The organism is Gordonia sp. VNK1, from assembly GCF_040049135.1.
GTDB classification, from domain to species: Bacteria; Actinomycetota; Actinomycetes; order Mycobacteriales; family Mycobacteriaceae; genus Gordonia; species Gordonia oleivorans.
Genome location: NZ_JBDZDJ010000028.1, coordinates 1 through 24,703 on the forward strand (window position 1 = coordinate 1; position 24,703 = coordinate 24,703).

A 24,703-nucleotide genomic window follows, 5' to 3' on the forward strand; every position below is an offset into this window, starting at 1 on the left:
TGGAGAACGGCGCTTTGCTCTGCACAGCCTGTCATGACGATGTCCACCATAACGGATGGGACGTCGTCATGGGAGCCGACCACCACCCGTGGTTGATCCCACCGGAAAGTGTTGACCCACAACTCAGGTGGTTGCGGTCCTATCACCGCAGGACCATGACCTTGGATGGATTGCCGGGTGCGGCATGAGGATTCGAGTTCCAGCCTTACCTTGCGAGGTCTCCTTGCGTTGAGCTCCGTCGAAACGACACGGACTCCGCTAGCGCTCCGTCTGGCTCAACCAGCGGGCAAGGTGGCTCGACCACTGGAGTAAGGGCTCGACCAACGGGCAAAGGGGCTCGGCCAGCGGGGACGCGTCCCCATCGCCGGTTGCGGGGTAGCAACCAGCGACGTGACCCAGCAGCCCTGCCTCACCGATAGATAACAGACCAACCAACCCGCACCCGGCCTGCCGGGACCGCATCGGTACCTTGACAATTCCACAGTGACAACGGCCATGGGGTTCTCGAGCCGACGATGAGCAGCAAAGATGGAGGTGCTGCGGCAATCGGATCCGAACCCCACATTCCTCTCGAACGCCTACCATGGAGCGATGATCATCGAGGCCAGCTGCATCGGTCGCGATGACGAGATCGGCGAGATCCTGCAACGCACCGATGGCCTCACCGATCCGGCGTTTCTGGTGATCACCGGGCCGCCGGGCGTCGGCAAGAGCACCGTGCTCCGTCGCGTCGCCGCACGTGCCGAATCCGAGCATCTCCCCCTACGTGTTCTCGACGACGCCGACGGGATCGACTCCGATTCGATACGCGAACTCGGAACCGATACCGCCGGGAATCCACTGCTTGTCGTGATCGCGGTGACCACCCACACCCCGGCCACGATGGCACTGCTCGCCGATACGATCGCTCTCGACGGGCTGCCCCGTCACGCCATCGCAGAACTCGCCGCATCACGAGGTATCGTCATCCACCCCACGGTGCTCGAACGGCTCGCCGCCCACACGGCCGGCAACGCGCGAGACGTCATCGCCCTGTTCGGAGAGCTACCCGACAATGCGTGGTCGCGCGCAGATCTGACATTGCCTGCCCCACGCCATATCGTCGACGACGTCCGGACCCGGCTGCAGCAGGCGACACCTGCTGCCGGCGAACTCATTCAGGCGATCTGCATCCTGGATGACGGCGATTCCCTGGGAACAGCAATCGAATTGGCGCACATCGACGATGCCATGGCCGCTCTCGACGATGCGCTGAACAGCGGCCTCATTCAGACCACCGCCGCACTGACACCCGCCGACGTCCGCCCCCGGCCGACCAATCCACTCATCCGGACGGCGGTGCTGCAGGTCATGGGCATTCGACGAGTCGGCGAGATGCACAGTCGCGCAGCCGACCTCATCGAGGACCCGGTCCGCAGTCTCGGACACCGGGTGGCGGCAACCCCTGTCCCCGACGCGGAACTCGCCGATCAACTCGACGCCCTTGCCAGAACCCGTGCCGCCGATGGTGAATGGGCAGCGGCGGCCGACCTGTACCGACAGGCCGGCCGCCTCACCTCCGACCGACTGCAGAGTGAACTACGGACCACACTGTCGGTGGACGCGTTGCTCGCTGCCGGCGACTGCGTCGGCGCGGCCGCCCTCGTCCCGACCGTGGAAAGTCTCCGCGAAACCGCGCTGCGCAACGCCACCCTGGCCTACCTCGCGATCCTGCGCGGTCGTTCCGCCGAGGCCGCCCTCCGACTCGAACGTGCCTGGGGCATCGTCAACTTCGAACGCGAACCAGAGGTTGCAGCGCTCATCGCGCAGCGCTACGTCCTGCACAACCTGGTGCGTTGCCGTGGCGACGAGCTCGTCGACTGGGCCGACCGCGCGATCGGGATGGCCGGCGACACCTCGTCGGCGGGTATCGAGGCGGCAGCCATCCGCGGTCTCGGCCAGGCATGGTCGGGTGATCCGGACGCCGCACTCACCTCCTACACCGAACTGGCCGAGCGGGTGCGATTCGGCCCGCAGGCGCAACGCGTCACCATGGGGCGCGGGTGGCTGGAACTGGGCATCGATGAGGTCGGCGGAGCGCGGAGCGACCTCGAAACCGCGGTCTCCATGGCCCAACTCGGCGGTTCCAATCGCATTTCCCTCTGGGCGCTCGGATGGCTCGCCCGAGTCCAACTCCTCACCGGCGACTGGGATTCGGCACTCATCACCGTCGACCAAGGACGCGATCTCGCCCGCAAGGGCGGCATCGAACTCGCCACACCACTGCTCAACTGGACCGCGGCACACATCCACGCGATGCGAGGCGATCGGGAACGCGCCGAATTCCACATCACCGCAGCAACATTGCCCGCCGGTGACTACGAGATCATGCGTATCCCCCTCCTGTTGGCCCGAGCCCACGTCGCCGAGTCCGACGCCGACTACGGCCGGGTGATTCGCATCCTCGAACCGCTTCGGCAGATGGCGCACACGACACCGGCACTGGTGCAGCCCGGCTGGTGGCCATGGGTGGATGTGCTGGCCAACGCCCTGGTCATCGACGGGCAACTCGACGCCGCCGACGCGCTCCTGCACCCATTCGAGGAACTCACCGCGAAACGCAAACACCGGTCCGCGGCCGCTCGAATCGGCTATGCGCGTGGGCGATACCTCGGCGCCACCGGCGACATCCATGCCGCGCGGCGCGCCTTCGACGAGTCGCTCGAACTACTCGACGGACTCCCACTCCGATACGACCTCGCCCGGGTCAACTTCGCCTACGGACAGACGCTACGACGCGCCGGCAAACGGCGCGCCGCCGACACCGTGATGGGCAACGCCCGCGAAATCTTCCAATCCCTGTGCGCCACAACGTATGTCGACAGGTGTGATCGCGAGCTCAAGGCCGGCGGCCTCAGCACCACCCGCAGCGCCACCACCCGAACCGACGCCGACGCGACCGATCTCACCCCGCAGGAGGAGGCGGTCACCGCGCTGGTCGCCCGCGGACTGTCGAACCGGGAGGTGGCCGCCGAACTCTACATCTCCCCGAAGACGGTGCAGTACCACCTCACCCGGATCTACGCCAAGCTCGGACTGCGATCCCGCGCCGAGCTGGCCGCCTCACGGTCCTGACCGCTCAGACCCTCGGCGGTCCGATCAACCACCGGCGCACCGGTTTTCGATTCCACCGTGGCGAAGTCCACACCCGGGGCGAGTTCGACGACGTCGAATCCCGTTCCGGTGACGTCGAACACGCCGAGGTCGGTGATCACACGACTGACCACCGACCGCCCGGTCAGCGGCAACGAGCACTCGGCGACCAGCTTGGGATCACCCTTCTTGCTCACATGCTCCATCAGCACGATCACCTGACCGGCACCGTTGACCAGATCCATCGCGCCGCCGATACCCTTGACCATCGCGCCGGGCACCATCCAGTTCGCCAGGTCGCCACCCGCCGACACCTGCATCCCGCCCAGGACGGCGACGTCGACGTGACCGCCACGGATCATGGAAAAGCTGGTGGCCGAATCGAAGTACGACGCGCCGGGGAGCACCGACACCGTCTGCTTGCCGGCGTTGATGAGGTCCGGATCGACCTGATCGTCGTAAGGGAACGGACCCACACCGAGGATGCCGTTCTCGGCGTGCAGCACGATGTCGGAATCGTCGGGCATGTGATCGGGAATGAGCGTCGGCAGACCGATACCCAGGTTGACGTAGTCGCCGGGCCGCAGTTCGCGCGATGCGCGGGCGGCCATCTCGTTGCGGGTCCAGGTCATGATGTTCTCCTCGAACGTGGTGATGGATCGTGGGTGAATCGGCGGCGCACTCAGACGAGCGCGGCGGCCTCGTCCGGCCGCTGCCGGATGGTGCGGTGCTCGATCCCCTTGTCGGAGGCCTGCTCCGGGGTGAGCTCGACGATCCGCTTGACGAAGATCCCGGGCAGGTGGATCTGATCGGGACCCAGTTCACCGACCTCGACGACCTTCTCCGCCTCGACGATGGTGACCCGTCCCGACATCGCGGCCGGCGGGTTGAAGTTGCGGGCGGCGGCATGGAAACAGCAGTTGCCGGCCTTGTCGACGACGGCGGCACGCACCAACGCGAAGTCGGTGACGATGGACTCCTCGAGCACCATCTCCTGGCCGTGGAAGGTCCGCACCTCCTTGGGCGGCGATGCGAGCGCGACGGAACCGTCGGCGTGATACCGCCACGGCAGCCCACCCTCGGCGACCAGGGTTCCGACTCCGGTCGGCGTGAAGAACGCGCCGATGCCGCTGCCGCCGGCGCGCATCCGCTCGGCGAGCGTGCCCTGCGGGGTGAGTTCGACGGTCACCTCACCGGCGAGGAACTGCCGGCCGAACTCCTTGTTCTCCCCGATGTAGGAGGCGATCACCTTGTCGATTCGCCGGGCCTCCAACAGAAGTCCGAGTCCGGCACCGTCGACGCCGCAGTTGTTGGAGACGATGGTGAGCTCTCCGGCACCCTGCGCGAGCAGTGCGTCGATGAGGAACTTCGGGATACCCGACAATCCGAATCCGCCGACGGCGATGCTTGCGCCGGCGGGGATGTCGGCGACCGCGTCGGCGGCCGATGCGGCTACTTTGTCGAGGCTCATGAGTTCTCCAGGTGTTCGATGAGGGCGGGGGTGATGGTGTCGGGCTGTTCGGCATTGGCCAGGTGGGCGGCGTCGTCGACGACGAGCAGCTTCGCGTCCGGAACGGAATCGGCGATGGCGGCCAGCATCTCCGGCGGGGTGGCCGGGTCGTCGGCACCGGCGATGGCCAGGGTCGCCGCGGTGATGGCGGAGATGTCGGCCCGCTGATCCATCGTGGCGATCGCCTCGCAGCATCCGGCGTAGCCTTCACTCGGTGTTGCGGCGATCATCTCCCGGAAATGATCCAACCGATCCGAGTTCGCGTCGTCGGCAAGGAATCCGGGGCTGAACCAGCGGGTCAGCACGGCGTCGGCCACCGCGCCGGAACCGCCGGCGCGAACGGTGGCGGCGCGGTCGGTCCACCCCGTCGCCGGCGGCAGATACGCTGCGGTGCAAAGCAATCCGATCCGGTTGACCCGGTCCGGGTTGCGTACGGCCAGTCGCATGGCGGTCATCCCGCCGAGCGACAGCCCGACCACGTGAGCGGAGGCGACACCGAGGCGATCGAGCAGGGCGATCACGTCGTCGGCGAGGTCGTCGATCGAGTAGGGTCCGGCCGGCACCGGCGAGGCGCCGTGTCCGCGGGTGTCGTAGCGAACGACCCGAAAGTGCTTCTCCAACTCGGGAAGCTGCGCATCCCACATCCGGTGGTCGGACCCCAGCGAATTCGAGAGCACCACCACGGGGGCGTCGTCGCGACCGCTGACGTAGGCGGCGACCTCGACGGCGCTCATCGGATCACCTCGAATACTGCGGCCAGTCCCTGTCCGCCGCCGATGCACATGGTCTCGAGGACGTGGCGGGCGTCGCGGCGCTGCGCCTCGTAGGCGGCGGTGGCCAGGATGCGGCCGCCGGTGGCGCCGATCGGGTGACCGAGCGAGATGCCGGATCCGTTGGGGTTGAGGCGTTCGTCGGTGGGATCGACCTTCCACTCGGCGAGCACGGCGAGCACCTGTGCGGCGAAGGCCTCGTTGAGTTCGATGAGGTCGATCTCGTCGAGGGTCAGCCCGGCGCGACCCAGGGCGGCGGCGGTGGCGCCGACCGGGCCGATGCCCATCTCCTCGGGTGCGCAGCCGGTGACCGCCCACGACTTGAGTGCGAGAAGTGGTGTCAGACCGGACTTCTCGGCCGCGGATCGAGTGGCGACGACACACATGGCGGCGCCGTCGTTCTGTCCGGACGCATTGCCGGCAGTGACGGTGGACTCGGGGTCGAGCTTCCCCCGGATGGGTCGGAGCTTGGTCATCGATTCGATGCTCGCGTCGGCGCGGGGATGCTCGTCGCGGTCCACGACGGTGTCGGGCTTGCCGCGCCGACCGGGGATGGTGACGGGCACGATCTCGTCGTCGAAACGTCCTGCCTGCTGGGCGGCGACGGCACGCTGATGCGACTGCACCGCGAGTTCATCCTGTTCGGCCCGGCTGATCGAGTACTTCCGACGCAGGTTCTCGGCGGTCTCGATCATGCCACCCGCGATCGGGTGGGAGGTGCCGCCGGCGGTGAGCCGGCCACGGTCGAGGCGATCCATCAGTTCCACCCCGCCCTGGCGCACCCCGGTGCGCAGGCCGAGTGCATAGTGTTCGACGTTCGACATCGATTCGGCACCACCGGCGATGACGAGATCCGCGCCACCCGAGGCGATCTGCGATGCGCCGTTGAGTATGGCCTGCAGACCTGATCCGCAGCGTCGGTCGACCTGCATTCCCGGGACCCCGATGCCGAGGCCGGCGTCGAGGGCGGCGATCCGCCCGATGGCCGGGGCTTCACCGTTCGAGTATCCCTGGCCGAGGATGACGTCGTCGACGTCGCCCTCGCCGAGGCCGGTGCGTCCGACCAGTTCACGCAGCAGGGTGGTGGCAAGGTCGGTGACCGTCAGCGCGGCCAGCGAACCGCCCATGCGACCCACCGGGGTACGCAGCGGCGAACAGATGACGACATCGGTGCCTGAACTCATACCTCGACGTTATGACCCGCATCTCATATTGGGAAGTATCCATTTCGCTTACATTGATATGCTCTGAGTCTCAATAGGCGTATTCTTGCAGCTCATGGAGCTTCGTCACCTGCGCTACTTCCGCGCCGTCGCGGAGGAGCTGCACTTCGGGCGCGCCGCCGCACGGCTGCACATCGCACAACCCCCACTGTCGCAGCAGATCCGCCAACTCGAGGACGAACTCGGGGTGAACCTGCTCATCCGCTCCACCCGACGGGTGGAACTCACCCCGGCCGGCGCGGCCTACCTGCCCCGGGTGGTCGCGATTCTCGAGGCCGTCGACGCGGCCGGCGATCAAGCCCGGCGCGTCGCCGACGGCCTCGAAGGTCACCTGACCATCGGCTGCGTGGGATCGGCGACGTACTCGCTGCTCCCACGTCTCGTCCGTGCACTGCGCGACGAACTCCCCGGCGTCGAGGTCAGCGTGCGCGGCGAGATGTTGGCCCCGGATCTGCTGAGCGCGTTGCGCGATGCACGCATCGACCTCGCGCTGCTCCGCCCGCCGATCACCGAGCCGGACATGGTGATCGAGCCGATCCGCTCCGATCACCTGATCGTCGCACTGCCCGACAGCCACCCGCTCGCCGACCGGGACGCGCTCACCCTCGCCGACCTCACCGACGATGACCTCATCGCACATGCCGGGCATGGCCGGTCGGTGATGAACTCGGTGATCGCAGGGCTCTTCGCCGACGCCGGCATCGTGCCACGCATCCGGCACGAGGTGGCCGAGACCTCCACGCTGGTCACCCTGGTCGCCGCCGGGCTGGGCGTGGCCATCGTGCCGGCACCCACGGCCGCTCTCGACATCGCCGGGGTCCGCTACGCCGACCTCGTCCCGCATGCCGCCATCGATCTGGTGGCAGCCCGGCCGGCCGATGCCGACTCCCCGATCGTCGATCAGGTACTCACGGTGCTGCATCGCATTGCGCCGCAACCAGAGTGAATCGCATCGCCGTTCTCGCACCCGGAAACTCAGTACCCAAGGAACGCATCGGTGTGGACGCGCCAGAACTTCCACCGGGTCGACGGGTCGGCGCGCCGGATGGTCGCCGCGGTGCGGTCGACGAACTGGGGATTGCCCGACAGGAGATAGTGCGCATCGCGCGACGACAACGCCGGACCGACGAGATCGGTCAGACGCCCCGGATCGGTGATCCCCGACGTCAGCTCGACCGCGGGTGAGACCTCCACCCGGGCACTGGCCGCGCGGATGACGGCGAGGTCGTCGTCGTAGACGGACCGTTCGGTAACGCTGACGACGTGGATGACGGTCAGCCACGACAGATCCCGGGCCTCACCCGCGGTCAGACTCCGCAGCATCGCCCGATACGGTGTGATGCCGATACCGGAGGCCAGCAGCACCATCGGGTGGGTGCCGAGCCGGCGTGGAAGTACGAAGTCACCGCCGGTGGCGTCGAGGTGGAGGCGGCCGCCGCCGGCAGTGACCAACTCCGACTTGAACGACGACATCGACGTGGAGGCCACCGTGAAGGCGAACTCGCCAGGGTTCTCTCCCGGCGCCGAGGCGTAGGAGAACACCCGGCGCGTCCGGTGCCACAGTGGCGCCGACCAGCGCGGGGCACTGAGCATCGCCCACTGGCCGGGCCGGAACGCCAACGGCGACGACGCCTGTGCGCGTATCCGGTAGGTGTTCGCTGCGATCGGCTCGACGGTGGTGTCCAAGCGCACCCGCCCGGCGCCACGCTGGGCGAGCAGCCGCACCGCGAAGGCGTACAGGCACCCCACCGCGAGCGCGATCTGCGGTACGAACTCCAGGGTGTAGGAATCGGTGATCTCGAAGGTCTGCTGCCAATTCATCAGCACCGCAACGATGATCGCGTACACCGCACGATGGATGCGGGTGGTCGGCGCGGTGAGCGGCTCGGGCAACATGATCGCGGCGAGGAACAGGGTCGGCGCGGACACGAATACGAACTGCAGATCCTGACCACCCTGCGTCGCCTCCAGTACACCGACGGTGGCCAGCGTCGCCACCAGGAAAACCCCGACGAGCCACCATTCGCGGAGCACGGTCACCAGCACCGCTCCGATGATCACCATCGGCCAGAACAGCGGTTCGGCGGCGATCCACCAGAACGGTGAACTCAGCGGCACCCCACCGAGACTCGCGCCCGCGTAGGCGACGGCGTAGGACACCACGGCCCCGGCGACCGCCGGGTTGATGATCAGTCGCCGTCGCCAGACGAGGACGTACTTGCTGATCGCGGCCGCCGCCGCGGCGATCACCACCGACACCGCGGACGCGGTGTCGGTGACCCCGGGCATCAGGAGGAACAGGATGAGCCCGGTGATCGCCCACGAATCCGCGTTCGGCGGCACGCGTACGATCGCCGCACACAGGTAGGTCACCACCCCGCTGACCACCAGTGAGATCACCAGCGTCGAGGCCAGTTCTGGTGGCGTATAGGCGAAGTCGTCGTCGACGGCTCCGACGACGAATGCCGCGACGGCCAAGGCGAGCAATGCCAGCAGCACCGCACGGTGCATCGTGAGCCATCGGGGCGTCAGGCGGGTCACAGGTAGAGCTCCAATCCGGGAATCCTGGTGTGGTCGACCGTTCCATTGCTGCGAATGGTCACGTGCTTCGGGATGCGGGTGGGGATGTCATTGCGCTCCAACCGGAATCCCGCGATATCGCTGCCCACACTGAGCGTGGCAGCGGCCGGACCGGGGATGGCCGGCTCGCCACAACCCGCCAATCGGCGTGCCGCGGTGAAGAACAGCGCCGTGGCCAGTCCGTCGGCGGTCATCGCATCCGGCGCGTAGACCCAGGTGGCGAGCACATCGTCGGTGGGCCGGGCGGTACGGGGATCGACGATGTGGTGCCAGTCCGCCCACGTCCGCCGATTCGACGCCGAACCACACAGCGCACCACCGGCCAATGCGACCACACCGATCGCCTTGGTCGGGTCGAGGGGATGTTCGAGGGCGATGCGCACCGGTTCGTCGCGCGGCGAGATCACCATGTCGCCGCCGGCGTCGACGATGTAGCGATCGAGGCCGTCGGCGATGATGGCCGCCACCCGGTCCACCGCGAATCCCTTGCCGGCCGCGCCGACATCCACCACAGCGGGAGTTCGAACGTCGAGATATGTTCCATCCCAACCGATCACGTCATCCCAATCCGGAGCCGCGGCCATCGCCGCCGCCGGGGTGAGGGAGTACTGCGCGTCGTATCCGGCGTCGTCGAGGATCTGCCGGACCAGCGGGGTCACCGAGCCCTCGGTGACCGTGTAGAGCTCGCGGTAGAAGTCCAGCAGCGCCCGGTCCTCGGCGGCGACGGTGTATCGGCCGGATGTGCGCGCCATCTCGGCAACGGTGGAGTCGGCGCGGAACCGTGACCAGTACCGGTCGATGCGGTCGAGTTCGGCGACGACGAGGTCGCGGCGGTGGGCGTCGAGGGGAACATCGGTGGTGATCTCCCACCGGGTTCCGAGCGCCTCGAACGCCCACTCGCACTCAGCCGGCGGCTTGGGTCTTGATCTGGGCGATGGCATCGTTGAAGCCACCCGAGGTGAGCGACGATCCGGAAACCTTGCTGACGTCGAGGTCGTCGATGTTCTTGCCGACCACCTCGGCGTCGATCCCGCTGGCGAACTTCTGCTGGAATTCCGCGGAGGTACCCCGGGTCTGACTGCGATCGAGCTCGACGGCGGTGATCGTGGAATCGTCGAGGGTGACCGTCACGCCGATCTGCTGCTCACCACCGGGAGTGGTGTAGTGACCGGTGGCGGTGTAGGTGCCGTTGCGATACTCCCCCGTTGTGGCGCCCGGGTCCGATGCGGTGCCCGATGCGCCCGCCGCCTCCGAGGCCGCCGCGCCGGTGGTGGTGGTGTCGGAGGCGGAGCTGTCGTCACTGCCGCAGGCGGCCGTCGCCAGTCCGACGGCGGCGACCGCGGCCACCACGCCCGCCGCGCGGGTCATGGTGAGGATCTCATCTTTGCGGACCATGGTCCGGATTGCTGGGGTCATGGCTCCCCATTCTGGAGAAAACGGACCCGCTTCGCCTCCCCCGAGGAGATATTTTTAGCTGGTCCTAAGAAAGCTCGCAGCAATCTCCCCGGCCCGGCCTCACCGTCCGGCCGCCTCCACCCGCGCGGCGATGGCGTTGACGAAGACCGACCTGATGTCGTCCGCGGTGGTCGCCACATAGGTGGTACCCCCGGTGGCGTCGGCGATCTGCTTGAGCGCGTCGGTGTCGGCGTCGTCGCTGATGGCGATGGTCAGGATCAGCACCGGCCGGGCCGGGTCCTCGAGCTCCTTGAGCTGCGAGAGCAAGTCGTCGAGGCTGATGCTGTCGCGGTCGTCGTTCTGTCCGTCGGTCATGATGATGACGCTGTTGGAGTAGTTCGGGTCGTAGGTGTCCTGGACCTGCTTGAACGCGGCGAGCGTGGTGTCGTACAGGCCGGTGCCGCCGCCGAGGTTGTCCGGCGCCAGACCCGCCTTCACCGCGGCGGCGAGCACGTCACGGTGCGTGCGTCCGTTGTCGGCGGGGGCGTCGAGCCGCTTGATGGCCGCGAGCTGTTCCCAGTCCTGGCCGTCGGGTCCACGGTCGACCGAGAACGCCCACCCACCGATCATGGCGTTGTTCGGGAAGAGGGTGAGTCCGGTCAGCGACGCCTCGGTGAGCAACTCGGCTCGCGTCGAGGAACCGGATCCGGCCGATTCCTCCATCGAGCCGGACACGTCCTGGACGACGAGTGTCCGGATCGGCACGCCGAGCACCTGCCATTGCCGCAGCGCCTTGTCGACGGCGGCCGGGTCACGCAGCGTCAGCACAGTCACCGGCTGACCGGTGCCGTACGGGTGTTCCCCGGGCGCAGCCCGCCCGCCCGGCTCACGGAAACCGGCCTGAGCCAACGGTTCCCCGGCGTTTCCGGCGATCGCCGACGCCAACTCCTTGCCCGCGGCGTCGGCCGCGGCACCGCGCGCGGTGGGGGCGGTGTTGACCAGCGGGTAGTCGAGGAGGACGGTGCCGTCGGCCGGGATCGCGAACTTCAGGTCCGACCCCTGATGCGTCCGCATGAACAGAATGTACTGCTGTTCGGTGGTCACCACCGGCACGTCGGAGGTGTTCGCGAGGTTCAGTCGCATACCCTCGCTGTCGTTGACCGTGCGAAAATTGTTCTGCTGCACCGCCAATGTGGTCATGGCGTTGACCAGTTCCGGTTGGGTCAGCTTGCCGGCATCCACTTCGGCGAGGGCCCCGACGATCGGCGCGTCACCCGTGCTGGTGACGATCGGGCTGCCGGTGCGCAGATCCGGCAGCGTCATCACCTGCTGCCAGCCGGTCAGTTCCGGGAGTTTCTTGCCGACGACGACCGTCGGGGTGGACACCAGCGACTCGGAAGTCAGGTTCAGATCCTGGCGCACCTGCGTGGACACCCGGCGGGCCTGGGTCTGCGAATCCGGCACCCACAGGTCGGGGCGTTGATCGCCACTGGTCAGCACGCCCGGGGCGTCGGCACCGGACACCGCGTTAACGGTGTAGTCGTAGCAGCCCTGCGCCGAGACCGTGGCGGCGGCTTCCCGCAGCGAGGCGGCGATCGTCGGATCCGCGGCGACCGTGACACGTTGCCGGTCATCGCATTCCGACGAGCCGACGGTGCGCCAGATGATCACACCCGCCACCAGCGCCGCGATCACCACGAGCGCACCCAGCCCCCACAGCCATGCGCCCCGATGGGAGGACTTCACCTCACGATGGTCGAAGCCGAACGAGTCGCCCGGCTTCGCCGCAGGGGTCGGCCCGGTGACGGGAGGCGGATCGACCCGCCGGCGAGGACCGGTCGAGTTCTCACCCGAATCGGAGTCAGCGGATTCCGAACTGTGCCGGCCCATACGTCATATCCCCCTGAGGATGTGGAAATCGCCCGCTGAGTGTAGCGGGACGCTCAGGCGAACACCTCGCGGAATCGGTCCAGTGACTTGTGCAGATCACCGGACACCGCCATCGCGGTGGCCTTGCCTATCGGGCCCAGCAACGGCAGCCCACCGAGTTCGACGGTGAAGGTGATGGTCGACCCCGTCGCAGTCGAGGCGATCGCGAGGTCGAGGGTGGACTTCACCCCGCCCTTGCCGGAACCCTTGAGCCGCACCTCCTTGCCCTCGACGAACCGGTCGACCACCCAGTCGAAACGCACCCGGGTGCCCTTGACCTTGACGACGGAGGTCACCGTGGTGCCCTTGCGCAGTTCGTGCGGGGCGGGCAGGGCGCTGCGCCAGCCGTCGTGCAGGATCAGCCACTCGTCGAACCGGGACAGATCCGACGCGGCGATCCAGGTATCCTCCGGTGACAGCTCGACCTCGATGGAGTCACTCGTTTTGGCCATGGTGCGCAAGCCTACTGGAGAGTCAGTCGGAGGCGATCACGTGCACCCGGACGTCCTCACCACGGCGTCGGTCGACCTCGTCGCGGTGTCCTTGCTGGATGCGCTGCTGATCGGTCACGGCGTCACCGTCCGGATCACCGAGGTCGAGGCGTATGCGGGACCACGGGATCCGGCGTCGCACGCATTCGTGCGGACTCCCCGATCGGAGATCATGTACGGGCCGGCCGGACGGCTGTATGTCTACCGCATCCACGGTCATCACTGCGCGAATGTGGTGACCGGCCCCGACGGTGAGGCGTCGGCCGTGCTCGTGCGCGCGGGCGAGGTGATCGCCGGGATCGACGTGGCGCGGAAACGTCGGGGCGCCCTCGCCGACGCCGCCCTGGCCCGCGGGCCGGGCAATCTGGCCCGCGCACTGGGTATCACCGCCGCCGATCTCGGTACCGATCTGGGTGGCCCGGAGCCGGTCGCACTGCGGTTACCCGTGCAGCCGATCTCCGCGGCGCGGTTGCACAGCGGGCCTCGTGTGGGGGTCCGCCGTGCCGCCGATGTCGCGTGGCGATTCTGGATCGGCGACGATCCGACGGTGTCGGCCTATCGCCGGCACCCGCAGGCGCAGTGAGGCTACTTCGGCTGCTCGCCCGAGGGGCCCGGATCGGCCGGCTTGGGCTCGGCGGGCGCCGGTGTATCGGCGCCGACGGCCTTGCGCGCGGCGTCCTGTGCCTTGTCGACCTGCGACGCGTACTTTCCGCCGGTCGCCTTGTCGACGGCGTCGCCACCCTTGTCGATCAGGCTCGGGTTTCCCTTGAGTGCGGCCTTCGCCTTGTCCACCAGTCCCTTGAGATCCATCAGATCACTCCTTGATCGTCGAGTCGTGCACGGCGGCCACCGAGTGTAGGTCGTGATGGTGTGCGCCGCCATCGGAAACAATGATTCGGGGCATGACCCGCGACACGATCTCCACGCAGACGATGCCGATCGCCGCGGCGACGAACGCCACACTGTTCATCTGCCAGTTCGAGGAGTCGAGTTTGAACATGGTCTGGGTCCACGGCCAGGCGAAGATGATCACGTAGGCGCCCACCGATACCGCCAGCAGCACCAGCTTCCACCAGGTGTAGGGACGCGCGACGACGGCCAGCACGTAGAGCGCGACCGCGATGAGGCAGATCAACGTCGCGGTGGCGGCCTGGGTCTGCGCCGGCGGGAGATCGACGCCGTCACCGCCCAGCGCCACTCCCTTACCGCCGGGATTGACGATCACGTAGGTGATGAAGGCACACAGCCCGACGATGATGCCGTTCGGAACCGCTTGCCGCAGAACACGTTTGACGAAACCGGTGCGGGCCCGCTCGTTGTTGGGGGCGAGCGAGAGGATGAACGCGGGGATGCCGATGGTGAACCACGCCGAGATGGTGACGTGGATGGGCTGGAACGGGTAGCTGAGCGAGTCGAAGCCGAAGATCTTGCCGGCCAGTCCGGCGACGCCGACGAACAAGGCGAGCAGCACCGCGTACACCGTCTTGGTGAGGAACAGGTTGGAGACCCGCTCGATGTTGCCGATCACCCGGCGACCCTCACCGACCACATAGGGCAGGGTGGCGAACTTGTTGTCCAGCAACACGATCTGTGCCACCGACCGGGCCGCCGAACTGCCCGATCCCATCGCCACCCCGATGTCGGCGTCCTTGAGCGCGAGGACGTCGTTGACGCCGTCACCGGTCATCGCCACGGTGTCGTCGCGCGACTGCAGCGCGGCCACCATCGCCCGCTTCTGGTCGGGGCGCACCCGCCCGAAGATCACCCCGTTCTCGACGACGTCGGCGAGGTCGTCGATGTCGGTGGGCAGGGTCCGGGCGTCGACGGCGGCGTCCGGTGATCCGAGGCCGAGGGACTGCGCGACGGCGCCCACCGAACGGGCATTGTCGCCGGAGATGACCTTGACGTCGACGTGCTGGGAGGCGAAGTAGTCGAGGGTGGCGCGGGCGTCGTCGCGCACCCGCTGTTCGAGGACCACCAGCGCCGTGGGGACCAGGGTGCCCGGGACGTTCGCGCCGTCGGCGGGGGTGGTGTCGACGGGGACGTCGGTGTGGCCGAGCAGCAGCACCCGCAGTCCCGACTCACCGATCTCGGAGGCCTGCCGGGCCGGGGCACTGTCGGGATCGAGCAGTACATCGGGGGCACCGAGAATCCAGTTGCCCCGATCGGCGCCGGTGGCGTCGACGAACGACATCCCGCTCCACTTCTTGGCGGAGGTGAACGGTTCGATCGCACTCAGCTGCCAGTCGGGTGCACTCGGGTAGGCCTCGGCGAGCGCCGCCACGCTGGCGTTGGGGCTGCGGTCGGTGGCGGCCAGCGCCGCGAGCACCTGCTCGGCGCGGGAGGTGTCCCAGCCCGAGCCGGCGTCGGCGGCGGTGTCATCCGGCAGGCCCCGTACCTCCGACAGCCGCATCCCGTTCTCGGTGAGGGTGCCGGTCTTGTCCGCGCAGACCACGTTGACGCGGGCGAGCCCTTCGATCGCGGGCAGTTCGTTGACCAGGCATTGGCGTCGGCCCAGTCGCACCACGCCGACCGCGAAGGCGATCGAGGTCATCAGCACCAGCCCCTCGGGCACCATCGGGACGAGCGCGGCGACCATGCCCAGAAGCGAGGCGCGCCATCCGTTCTGGCTGATGAACACCTGGTTGATGATGGTCAGGATGCCGGCCGGGATCAGCAGCCAGGTGATCACCTTGAGGATCTGGTCGATGCCGGAGCGCAGTTCGGAGGACACCAGGGTGAACTTCGACGCCTCGGCGGCGAGTTGCGAGGCATACGCGTCGGCGCCCACCTTGGTGGCCCGGTAGGCACCGGACCCGGAGACGACGAAACTGCCGGAGAGGATCTTGTCGCCGGGCGATTTGTCGATCGCGTCGGCCTCACCTGTGAGCAGGGATTCGTCGACATCGAGGGCGAGGGATTCGACGACCTCACCGTCGACGACGATCTGATCACCCGCGCCGACCTCGATGATGTCGTCGAGCACCACCTCACCGGGGACGAGTTCGGCGACGACCCCGTCGCGGCGCACCTTCGGGTGGGTCTGCCCGACGATGGCGAGACGATCGAGGGTGCGTTTGGCGCGGATCTCCTGGATGATGCCGATTCCGCTGTTGGCGACGATGAGCAGCCCGAACAGTCCGTTGATGAACGAGCCGGTGGCCGCGACGAGGGCGAACAGCACCCCGAGGATCGCGTTGATGCGGGTGAACACGTTGGCGCGGACGATGTCGCCGACGCTGCGGCCGGATCGGTCCGGCATGGTGTTGACCTGACCGGCCGCGACGCGCTGGGCGACCTCGTCGGCGGACAGCCCACCGATGTGCGCCCGGTCGCCGGGCGCGGTTTTCGTCAGCTTCACGCGGAGCGCTCCCACCACTGCGGGTCGGTGAGCCCGGTGCCCTGGCGGTGGGTCAGATCGATCGAGCCACCCGGCTGCGGCACCATCACCGTCGTCGCGTTGCGGCCGGCGGCGGGCAGCAGCCGCACGATCGGGTCGGCCCACGCATGCCGGGCCAGCGAGAAGGTTCCCCAGTGGATCGGCAACATCACCGCGTCGGTGCCGGCGGACCCGGACACCATCCGGTGGATGGCGACGGCCTCCTCGGGGTCGACGTGCACGTCCGGCCACAGCGGATCGTAGGCGCCGACGGCGATCAGGGTGAGATCGAAGGGACCGAGCCGGTCGCCGAGGTCGGCGAACCGCTCGGTGTAGCCGGTGTCGCCAGAGAAGAAGACGCGGTGGGTGGGTCCGACGATCGCCCAACTCGCCCATTGGGTGAGGTCGCGGGTGAACATGCGTCCGGAGAAATGCCGGGCCGGTCCGCAGACGAAACGCACGGTGGTTCCGGTGCGGCCGGTCAGCGTGACGGCGCCCCACAGATCGGCCTGCCGGATGCGGCCGTGGGAGATGCCCCAGGCGTGCAGGTGCGCTGCCACCCCGAGCGGCGCGACGAACACCGCGTCGGGCTGCGCGGCGGCGATCCCGACGACGGTGGCCATGTCGAGATGGTCGTAGTGGTCGTGACTGATCAGGACGACGTCGAGCGCGGGCAGATCCGCCACGGTGACCGGGGACGGATGCATGCGGGCCGGACCGACCGTCTGACTCGGCGAGCACCGCTTGGAGAACACCGGGTCGGTGAGGACGCGCATGCCGTCGACCTCGACGAGGACCGAGGCGTGTCCGAGCCAGGTGGCGGCCAACGCCCGCGGGTCGTCGGCGAACACCGGTCGCTCGACCCGGATCCCGGCTCCGGGGCGACCCGGGCGGCGGGCCATGTCGACCATCGTCTTCCAGTCCGGGGCCACGCCCGCGGTAGGCGGCTCGAGGTTGGTGAAGGCGACCCCGTTGAAGTTGGGTGAGGCGACCACGAGGGGCCGGATGCTGTCGGGATCGGCGCCGATGGCGCGGGCCGAGGCGAGCCCGGCCGACGCGAGCCCGCCGACGGCGGCACCGACCGCGCGGACACCGAGGGCACCCGCGGAACTCATCGCTCGTCCGAGCGCGTCCGCCGGAGTCCATTCGATGGGCGTCGTCACGAGAACTAGCGTAGGACATCTCCTCGCGTCGTCCCCTCATGACGACACACCGACGCGCCCCAGGCTTCCGCTTGCTAATATTCTCGCCTGCACTCACCGACGATCCCGCCGGTGCGCATGCGAGCAAGGAAGCGAACACCACGTTGGCACGGATGTCGGTGACCGAGCGCCGCGCAGCGCTCGTCGAGGCCGCCTATCGGGTGATCGCCGACCACGGCGTCGAGGGTGCGACGACCCGCCGGATCTGCGCCCACGCCGACATGCCGTTGGCGAGTTTCCACTACGCCTTCGAGTCGCGCACCGCGCTGCTGTGCGCGGTGATGGAGACCGCCGTCCCCACCGACATCGGCCAGATGTTGCGGATCATCCAGGCCACCGGTGACGTCGGCAGCGGGTCGACGCTCGCGTTGATGGAAACCACCATGCGCACCCAGCTCGACGCGTTCTACTCGATGCTCAAGGCCGATCCGGGTCGCCTGCAGGCGACCATCTCGCTGGGGATCTACGCGCACAATCACCCCGAACTGCAACGCGACGGCAAACGGATGTACGAAACCCTGTACGCGGTCGCCGCCGAGGGACTCGCCCATTCCGCGCGGCAGGCGGGAATCCGCTGGTCCCATCCCACCAGTGAGATCGCGCCGGTGATGGTCGGGTCGCTCATCTCGATCACCCTGATCTACCTGAGCACGGCCGACGACGCCGTCGTCGGCACCCTGATGGACTACCTGGTGCGACAGACCATGGCCTATGCCGTCGCCGACTGAGATGGGTCCGGAGCGGCCCGGGTTGTGGCGGCGTGATCCGGCCGCCTACTGGGAGGGTTTCTCCGACGCCGTCGACGCCGCCGGCCTCGACAGCCCGGTGATCGCGGTCGACGTCGCGGCCCTCGAACACAATGTGGCCGATCTGCTGCGCCGCGCCGGTGGCGTCCCGATCCGGTTGGCGAGCAAGTCGCTGCGGGTCCGGTCGGTCATCGCCGACATCGTCGGTCGCCCCGGATTCGCCGGCGTCCTCGCCTACGACATCGACGAAGCACGGTGGCTGGCAACCGAATCCGGAATCGATGACGTCCTGATGGGATATCCGACGCTGCGCCGCGGAGCCCTCGCGGAGTTTCTCGCCGATGACGTCGCCACCACCCGGGTCACCGTCCTGGTCGACTCGGTGTCACACCTCGACGCGATCGACGCCGTCGCCGCACCCGGCACCCGGCCGTCGGTGCGGGTGGCCGTCGACCTCGACGCCTCGCTGCGGCTGGGCCGGCGCATCCACATCGGGGTGCGCCGCTCCCCTGTTCACGACCTCGACGAGGCACTGGCCCTCGGCCGTCACATCGCCGAGCGGCCCGGCTTCGATCTGGTCGGGGTGATGTCGTACGAGGCGCAGGTCGCCGGTGTCGGCAATGCGGTCGACGGCAAACCCCTCACCAATCGGATCGTCCAGGCGATGCAGCGGGCGTCGATGGCCGAGATCCGGCGTCGCCGTGGCCGGGTCGTCGCCGCGCTGCGCGACGTCGCCGACCTGGCGATCATCAATGCCGGCGGCACCGGATCGTTGGAGGCCACCGCACGCGATCAGTCGATCACCGACATCGCCGCCGGCAGTGGGGTGTTCGGCGGGCATCTGTTCGACACCTACCGGCATTTTCATCCGGCGCCGGCGATGACCTTCGGCCTCGACGTCGTGCGGGTCCCCGCCCCGGGCTTCGTGACGTGCGCCGGGGGTGGCTGGATCGCGTCGGGCCCGCCCGGTCCGGATCGTCTGCCCCGGCCGGTGTGGCCCCCCGGGCTGGAGTACGTGGGCACCGAGGCGGCCGGCGAGGTGCAGACCCCGCTGCACGGGCCAGGCACCTCGGCGCTGACCATCGGTGATCGGGTCTGGTTCCGGCACACCAAGTCCGGCGAGATCTGCGAACGATCGGCCCGCGTCGCGATGATCACCCGAGACGCATCGGGCACCGCCACCGTCGACGCCGTGGTCCCCACCTACCGCGGAGAAGGGAAGTGTTTTCTGTGACGAGGTCGGATACGCGCGGGTCTGCACACGCTCCCGCCACCTGGCGCAACGGGGGCGGCACCGTGGAGTGCGTGCCGTCGTCGGTGCAGCGACCGACCGGCGTCGAGGAGGTCGCCGCCCTCGTCGCCCGCGCCGCCGATGAGGGTTCGACGGTGAAAGCCGTTGGCGCCGGGCACAGTTTCTCGCCGGTGGCGCTCGCCCCCGGGATGCAGCTGGACATGTCGGGGATGCGTGGGCTCGTCGCCGTCGACGCCGAGACCCGCCGGGTGACCCTGCGGGCCGGAACACATCTGCACGAGCTCCACGGGCTCCTCGCCGATCGCGGACTGGCGATGACCAACCTCGGCGACGTGGACCGCCAGACCATATCCGGGGCGACCTCCACCGGTACCCACGGAACGGGCGGCCGCTTCGGCGGCATCAGCACTCAGATCACCTCCGCCACACTGGTTTCCGGAACCGGTGAGGTGATCACGGTCGATGCCGGCGATCCCGATCTGGGCGCCGTCGCCCTCGGCCTGGGCGCGCTGGGCATCGTCGTCGAACTCACCCTGCAGTGCGTCCCCGCCTTCTCCATCCGCGCGCAGGAATATCCCCTCGATGTCGACGACGCGATCGACGGTTTCCTCGATCGCGTCGCCTCCCAGGATCATCACGAGTTCTACTGGTTTCCGCACACCCGCTGCACGCTGGCCAAGAGCAACACCCGACTCGACGGTCGGGTCGAACGATCCGGCGCCGGGTCGGTGCGCCGGTACATCGACGACGAACTGTTGTCCAATGGGGCATTTCGGGTGATGTGCGCGATGGGTGCGCGGGTGCCCGCGGTGGTACCGACCCTGAGCCAGGTGTCCGGTCGGGTGCTGTCGGCGCGCACCTTCACCGACCGGAGCGACAAGGTGTTCATCTCCTCACGCACCGTCCGGTTCCGCGAGATGGAGTACGCCCTGCCTCTCGAGGCGGTCCCGGAAGCGCTGCGGGAGGTGCGGACGATGATCGAGCGCACCGGATATCGGGTCAGCTTCCCCATCGAGGTGCGCGCGGCCGCCGCCGATGACCTGATGCTGTCCACGGCGTCGGGTCGGGCGAGCGGCTACATCGCGGTGCACCGCTATCACGGCGACGACGCCGCCGACTCCGCGGCGTACTTCGCCGACGTCGAGGCCATCATGGTCGCCCACGGCGGCCGACCGCACTGGGGCAAGATGCATATCCGCGACGCGGAGTACCTGCGGTCGGTGTATCCGCGATTCGATGAATTCATCGCTGTGCGAGAGCGATTCGATCCGCATCGGGTGTTCGCCAATCCGTATCTCGAGCGGGTTCTGGGCGGCTGACTGGCGGGTCCCACCGGAGGCGCCCACACTGGGGGGATGCGTGATGTCCTGACCCCGTTGATCGAGCGCCTCGAGCACTCGCCGGTCGCGCTGGCACGGGTGGTGGCGACCACCGGTTCGGCGCCCCGCCTGGCCGGCACGGCCATGGTCGTCACCGCCGAGGGCGAGGTCATCGGATCGCTGTCGGGAGGGTGTGTGGAATCCGCGGTCATCGAATCGGCGGCGGACGTGCTGAGCACCGGATGTGCGGTCGTCGAACGATTCGGATACGCCGACCCCGACGGCATCGCCGTCGGCCTGACCTGCGGTGGTGAGGTCGAGGTGTTCATCGAACGACTCGATGGTGATCGCCTCGACGACCTGCGCCGGATCCGTGCCGCCGCCGACGCCGGGACCCCACTGGCCTGGGCCACCACCCTGACCGCCACGCCCCGTTGGCATCTGGCGTCTCGCCCGGGACAGGGCCCATGGCTGCGCCTGGATCGCGACGTCGACGACCTGTTGGCCACCGGGCGCAGCGGCATCATCGGCGTCGACGACTGCGATGACCCGGGCCAGGCCGGTTCCCGGCCACGCACCTTCGTGCAGACCTTCGCTCCGCCGGCGCGGCTGATCCTGGTGGGCGCCAACGATTTCGTCCGTGCACTCAGTGCGTTGGGTGCCGATCTCGGCTACCGCGTGACGGTCGTCGACGCGCGCGCCGTCTTCGCCACCGCCGCACGGTTTCCCGCGGCCCACGAGGTGGTGATCGAGTGGCCGGACCGGTATCTGTCGGCTCAGATCGCCGACGGCGGCGTCGATGAGAGCACCGTCGTGTGCGTGATGACCCACGAGGCGAAGTTCGACGTTCCCACGCTGCGCGTGGCGCTGGGTTCGACCATCGGGTTCGTCGGTGCGCTCGGCTCCCGCCGCACCGTCGCCGACCGCACCACCCGCCTGCGGCAGGCGGGTGTGACGGCAGAACAGTTGGGACGCTTACGGTCCCCACTCGGACTCGACCTCGGCGGGCACACGCCCACCGAGGTCGCCGTCTCGATCGCCGCGCAACTCATCGCCGCACGGCATGACGCCTCAGGCGTCGCTCTTGTCCGCCGTCGTGGACCCATCCACCGACGATGAATCGGTGTCGACGGGGATGTCGGAGGTCATCGTCGACGAATCCTGGGCCGGCAGAACGTGTTTGCCGCTCTTGTCGCACGACAGTGCCAGCGAGGAGATGTACTGCTTCTCCCCGTTCGGCCCCGGAACCGCGGATGCGATCATGTCGGGACGCTCGAATTCGATTCCGGTGACGCAGCACAGGAGTCGCTCGTCGGTCGGGTTGCCGTGCTCGTCATACATCGGGATGTCGATGCCGTCGTCGGTGCGGCGCAGGTAGTACTTGCCCTTGGTGGCCACCGCCAGGATCGGCGGGAGCACCAGCGCGAGGATCAACGCGACCAGCGGTGAGTACGGCTGGATGCTGTCACCGAAGGCGTGGAAGTACACCAGGATCGACGCTCCGGCCGCCACGATGACCGACACGAAACCGACCGGGTTGATGTTGTAGAGCATGCCGCGGCGGAACTCCGGCTCCTTCGGCGAGATCTTCAGCAGGTACTTGTTGATGGCGATGTCGGAGGCGACGGCCACGATCCAGGCGATACCGCAGTTGGCGTAGAAGTTCAGCAGCTCGTTGAGGAAGCTGAACATGTCGGCCTCCATCAGCACGATCGCGATGGCGACGTTGAAGATCAGGAAGACCAGGCGGCCCGGGTAGGTCTTGGTGACACGGGTGAAGCTGTTGGTCCAGGCCAGCGAGCCGGAGTAGGCGTTGGTCACGTTGATCTTGACCTGACTGATGACCACCAGGATGACGGCCAGGGTCAGTGCCAGCCAGTAGGGCATGAAGTCGTCGTAGATCGCCAGGAACTGATGCACCGGCTCGTTGGCGACGCCGGCCTGCTCGGCGAAATGCATGATGATGTAGACGGCCAGGAACAGACCCACGACCTGCTTGATGGCACCGAAGAACACCCAACCCGGGCCGGCGGTCAGCACCGCGGTCCACCACTTGCGCTTGTTCTCCGGGGTCTTCGGCGGCATGAATCGCAGGTAGTCGATCTGCTCGGCGATCTGCGCGATCAGCGACAGACACACACCGGCGGCCAGCATGGTGCCGGCGAACGAGACACCGTGTCCGGCTTGATTGTTCGCATCGGTACCACCGCTGAAGGCCAGGAACTGCCCGATGGCCTCGGGGTGGCTGATCACCAGGTACAGGAACGGCGCGACCATCATGATCAGCCACAGTGGGGTGGTCCACACCTGCAGCTTGGCCAGGGTGTTCATGCCGTAGATGACCAGCGGGATGATCAGCACCGAGGAGGCGAGATAGCCCAGCCACAACGGGATGTGCAGGCCGAGCTTGAGGCCCTGGGCCATGATCGAACCCTCGAGCGCGAAGAAGATGAACGTGAACGACGCGAAGATCACGTTGGTCAGGACCGAACCGTAGTAGCCGAAGCCGCTGCCGCGCGTGATCAGGTCGAGATCGATGTTGTAGCGCGCGGCGTAGTAGGCCAGCGGATAGCCGGTGAGCACGATCACCACGGCGAAGAACAGGATGCCCCACAACGCATTTCCGGTGCCGTTGGCGATACCGATGTTGGCGCCGATGGCGAAGTCGGCGAGGTAGGCGATGCCGCCGAGTGCGGAGATCGCGACCACGCCCGGACCCCACTTGCGGTAGCTGCGGGGCGCGAAACGCAGCGTGTAGTCCTCGAGGGACTCGCGAGCGGCCGCGGCGGCGGCACCGGTGGCGATGATGCCGTGCTCGGCATTCTCGATCTCACCGATCTCGGCGGTGAACTCCTCGACGCCGTGGTGATGGTGGGGTTCTGGGGACACACTGACTCCTTGGTGGACGGACTCCCAATCGGACATGGATTCCGCCAACGTAGGGTGGCCGTGTTTCTCCCAGCGATCACTCAGGTATCGGTCACGTTACACGCGCCCGGTCGTGGGGAAACCCGAATACCTCTGTGTCCGAATTACTTTCCGGTGAAGATCGGCTTGCGCTTCTCGGATCGGGCCGCGCGCCCCTCGGCCATGTCGGCACTGTTCCAGGCCCGTAGCATCGCCTCGTGGCGTTCGGCGGGTGCGGCCGCACGCGCACCGTCGCCGTTGAGCACGAGCTTGTAGTGCTGCAGCGTCAGTGGCGCGAGTTCGGCGATCATCGCCGCCCAGTGCTGCGCGTCGGTGAGATCACCGATGCGGTTGGCGAATCCGAGGGCGTGGGCGCGGTCGGCTGAGAGCGGATCGCAGCCGATCAGCATCCCGCCCGCCTGCCCGGCACCGACCAGCGACACCAGTCGACGGATGGTCCACTCGTCCACCGCCACACCGATTTTCGCCGCCGGGATCCCGGCGATGGCGTCCGGCGCCATCACCCGAAGGTCGGCGGCCATCGCCAGCTGCAGCCCCCCGCCGAGGGCGGGCCCGTTGACCGCGGCGATGACCGGCACCGGCGTCGATTCGATCTTCTGCAGGGTGGCCACCAGATGATCGAGGAAGCCCGGATCGTAGACCGGGCCCGAGAGGTCCGCGCCGGCGGAGAACACACTGCCACGACCGGTGAGCACGATGGCGCGGGCTCCGGAGTCCACCGCCGCCTCGAACGCCGAGGCGAGCGCATCGAGAAGGTCGTCGTTGAGCGCGTTGCGCTTGTCGGGCCGATCGAGCTCGATGGTGGTCACCGCACCGTCTGCACTGGTTGCAATCATGACCCCAGAGC

At 68.0% G+C, this 24,703-nt stretch carries 21 protein-coding genes and 1 pseudogene; 8 read left to right on the forward strand and 14 right to left on the reverse strand.

Annotated features, from left to right (window positions below):
* Together ABLE94_RS23630 and ABLE94_RS23635 are read left to right on the forward strand one after the other, a co-directional pair.
* A pseudogene (locus ABLE94_RS23630) lies at positions 1-188 on the forward strand (HNH endonuclease); the annotation flags it as partial.
* Positions 189-591: 403 nt separating this feature from the next.
* The gene (locus tag ABLE94_RS23635) at positions 592-3,114 is read left to right on the forward strand and encodes a helix-turn-helix transcriptional regulator (RefSeq protein WP_348810063.1); all 2,523 of its coding nucleotides are present in this window, start codon (positions 592-594) and stop codon (positions 3,112-3,114) included.
* Here the strand turns inward: ABLE94_RS23635 and ABLE94_RS23640 are convergent.
* From ABLE94_RS23640 to ABLE94_RS23655, 4 genes are read right to left on the reverse strand one after another with little or no spacing between them, the layout of a single operon-like run.
* Entirely contained in the window at positions 3,060-3,764 is a 705-nt protein-coding gene (locus ABLE94_RS23640) for a CoA transferase subunit B (protein WP_348803119.1), read from the reverse strand. The two genes, ABLE94_RS23635 and ABLE94_RS23640, sit on opposite strands and share 55 nt — an antisense overlap.
* A gap of 50 nt (positions 3,765-3,814) precedes the next feature.
* Positions 3,815-4,603, reverse strand: coding sequence for a CoA transferase subunit A (locus tag ABLE94_RS23645; RefSeq protein WP_348803121.1), 789 nt, complete (start codon positions 4,601-4,603; stop codon positions 3,815-3,817).
* Positions 4,600-5,376: a 3-oxoadipate enol-lactonase gene (pcaD, locus tag ABLE94_RS23650; protein WP_348803123.1), complete on the reverse strand. Its 777-nt coding sequence runs from the start codon at positions 5,374-5,376 to the stop codon at positions 4,600-4,602. Before pcaD ends, ABLE94_RS23645 begins: the two co-directional genes overlap by 4 nt.
* Positions 5,373-6,596, reverse strand: a complete 1,224-nt coding sequence (locus ABLE94_RS23655) for an acetyl-CoA C-acetyltransferase (RefSeq protein WP_348803124.1) — start codon at positions 6,594-6,596, stop codon at positions 5,373-5,375. The genes pcaD and ABLE94_RS23655 overlap by 4 nt, the downstream gene beginning before the upstream one ends.
* A gap of 94 nt (positions 6,597-6,690) precedes the next feature.
* Between ABLE94_RS23655 and ABLE94_RS23660 the strand changes: the two genes are divergently transcribed.
* Positions 6,691-7,581: a LysR family transcriptional regulator gene (locus ABLE94_RS23660; protein ID WP_348803126.1), complete on the forward strand. Its 891-nt coding sequence runs from the start codon at positions 6,691-6,693 to the stop codon at positions 7,579-7,581.
* Positions 7,582-7,610: 29 nt separating this feature from the next.
* On the opposite strand, the gene ABLE94_RS23665 is transcribed toward ABLE94_RS23660, so the two are convergent.
* From ABLE94_RS23665 to ABLE94_RS23685, 5 genes are all read right to left on the reverse strand, one after another.
* A complete protein-coding gene (locus ABLE94_RS23665) occupies positions 7,611-9,146 on the reverse strand; it encodes an FAD-dependent oxidoreductase (protein ID WP_348810082.1) in 1,536 nt (511 codons plus the stop codon).
* A gap of 26 nt (positions 9,147-9,172) precedes the next feature.
* Positions 9,173-10,156: an FAD:protein FMN transferase gene (locus tag ABLE94_RS23670; RefSeq protein ID WP_348803127.1), complete on the reverse strand. Its 984-nt coding sequence runs from the start codon at positions 10,154-10,156 to the stop codon at positions 9,173-9,175.
* Entirely contained in the window at positions 10,119-10,631 is a 513-nt protein-coding gene (locus ABLE94_RS23675; RefSeq protein WP_348810065.1) for an FMN-binding protein, read from the reverse strand. The genes ABLE94_RS23670 and ABLE94_RS23675 overlap by 38 nt, the downstream gene beginning before the upstream one ends.
* A gap of 99 nt (positions 10,632-10,730) precedes the next feature.
* Complete coding sequence (locus ABLE94_RS23680) at positions 10,731-12,500, reverse strand: VWA domain-containing protein (protein WP_348803129.1); 1,770 nt, start codon at positions 12,498-12,500, stop codon at positions 10,731-10,733.
* 53 nt (positions 12,501-12,553) lie between these two features.
* On the reverse strand, positions 12,554-12,991 hold the full coding sequence (locus tag ABLE94_RS23685; RefSeq protein WP_348810066.1) for a type II toxin-antitoxin system Rv0910 family toxin: 438 nt from the start codon (positions 12,989-12,991) through the stop codon (positions 12,554-12,556).
* Between ABLE94_RS23685 and ABLE94_RS23690 the strand changes: the two genes are divergently transcribed.
* On the forward strand, positions 12,969-13,613 hold the full coding sequence (locus tag ABLE94_RS23690) for a DNA-3-methyladenine glycosylase (RefSeq protein WP_348810067.1): 645 nt from the start codon (positions 12,969-12,971) through the stop codon (positions 13,611-13,613). The genes ABLE94_RS23685 and ABLE94_RS23690 overlap by 23 nt on opposite strands.
* Before the next feature lie 2 nt (positions 13,614-13,615).
* Here the strand turns inward: ABLE94_RS23690 and ABLE94_RS23695 are convergent, their stop codons facing one another.
* Genes ABLE94_RS23695 through ABLE94_RS23705 form a run of 3 tightly spaced genes read right to left on the reverse strand, consistent with a single transcriptional unit; the run spans position 13,616 to position 17,572 of the window.
* A complete protein-coding gene (locus ABLE94_RS23695) occupies positions 13,616-13,840 on the reverse strand; it encodes an antitoxin (protein ID WP_348810068.1) in 225 nt (74 codons plus the stop codon).
* A 4-nt stretch (positions 13,841-13,844) separates the two neighbouring features.
* Positions 13,845-16,385, reverse strand: a complete 2,541-nt coding sequence (locus ABLE94_RS23700) for an HAD-IC family P-type ATPase (protein ID WP_425476266.1) — start codon at positions 16,383-16,385, stop codon at positions 13,845-13,847.
* A 2-nt stretch (positions 16,386-16,387) separates the two neighbouring features.
* Positions 16,388-17,572 carry an MBL fold metallo-hydrolase gene (locus ABLE94_RS23705; RefSeq protein WP_348803136.1) on the reverse strand — a complete coding sequence of 395 codons (1,185 nt, stop codon included), beginning with the start codon at positions 17,570-17,572 and terminating at the stop codon, positions 16,388-16,390.
* A gap of 152 nt (positions 17,573-17,724) precedes the next feature.
* Here ABLE94_RS23705 and ABLE94_RS23710 point away from each other — a divergent pair, with 152 nt between their 5' ends.
* The 4 genes from ABLE94_RS23710 to ABLE94_RS23725 are packed head-to-tail and all read left to right on the forward strand — an operon-like array spanning position 17,725 to position 22,047.
* Positions 17,725-18,339, forward strand: coding sequence for a TetR/AcrR family transcriptional regulator (locus tag ABLE94_RS23710; protein ID WP_348803220.1), 615 nt, complete (start codon positions 17,725-17,727; stop codon positions 18,337-18,339).
* Positions 18,323-19,591: an alanine racemase gene (locus ABLE94_RS23715; protein WP_348803137.1), complete on the forward strand. Its 1,269-nt coding sequence runs from the start codon at positions 18,323-18,325 to the stop codon at positions 19,589-19,591. The genes ABLE94_RS23710 and ABLE94_RS23715 overlap by 17 nt, the downstream gene beginning before the upstream one ends.
* On the forward strand, positions 19,588-20,928 hold the full coding sequence (locus tag ABLE94_RS23720) for a D-arabinono-1,4-lactone oxidase (RefSeq protein WP_348803138.1): 1,341 nt from the start codon (positions 19,588-19,590) through the stop codon (positions 20,926-20,928). The genes ABLE94_RS23715 and ABLE94_RS23720 overlap by 4 nt, the downstream gene beginning before the upstream one ends.
* A gap of 36 nt (positions 20,929-20,964) precedes the next feature.
* Positions 20,965-22,047, forward strand: coding sequence for an XdhC family protein (locus ABLE94_RS23725; protein WP_348803139.1), 1,083 nt, complete (start codon positions 20,965-20,967; stop codon positions 22,045-22,047).
* Here the strand turns inward: ABLE94_RS23725 and ABLE94_RS23730 are convergent.
* Both ABLE94_RS23730 and ABLE94_RS23735 read right to left on the reverse strand, forming a co-directional pair.
* Positions 22,000-23,757 carry a purine-cytosine permease family protein gene (locus tag ABLE94_RS23730; protein WP_348803222.1) on the reverse strand — a complete coding sequence of 586 codons (1,758 nt, stop codon included), beginning with the start codon at positions 23,755-23,757 and terminating at the stop codon, positions 22,000-22,002. The two genes, ABLE94_RS23725 and ABLE94_RS23730, sit on opposite strands and share 48 nt — an antisense overlap.
* Before the next feature lie 203 nt (positions 23,758-23,960).
* Positions 23,961-24,692: an enoyl-CoA hydratase gene (locus ABLE94_RS23735; protein WP_348803140.1), complete on the reverse strand. Its 732-nt coding sequence runs from the start codon at positions 24,690-24,692 to the stop codon at positions 23,961-23,963.
* Positions 24,693-24,703: the final 11 nt, after the last annotated feature.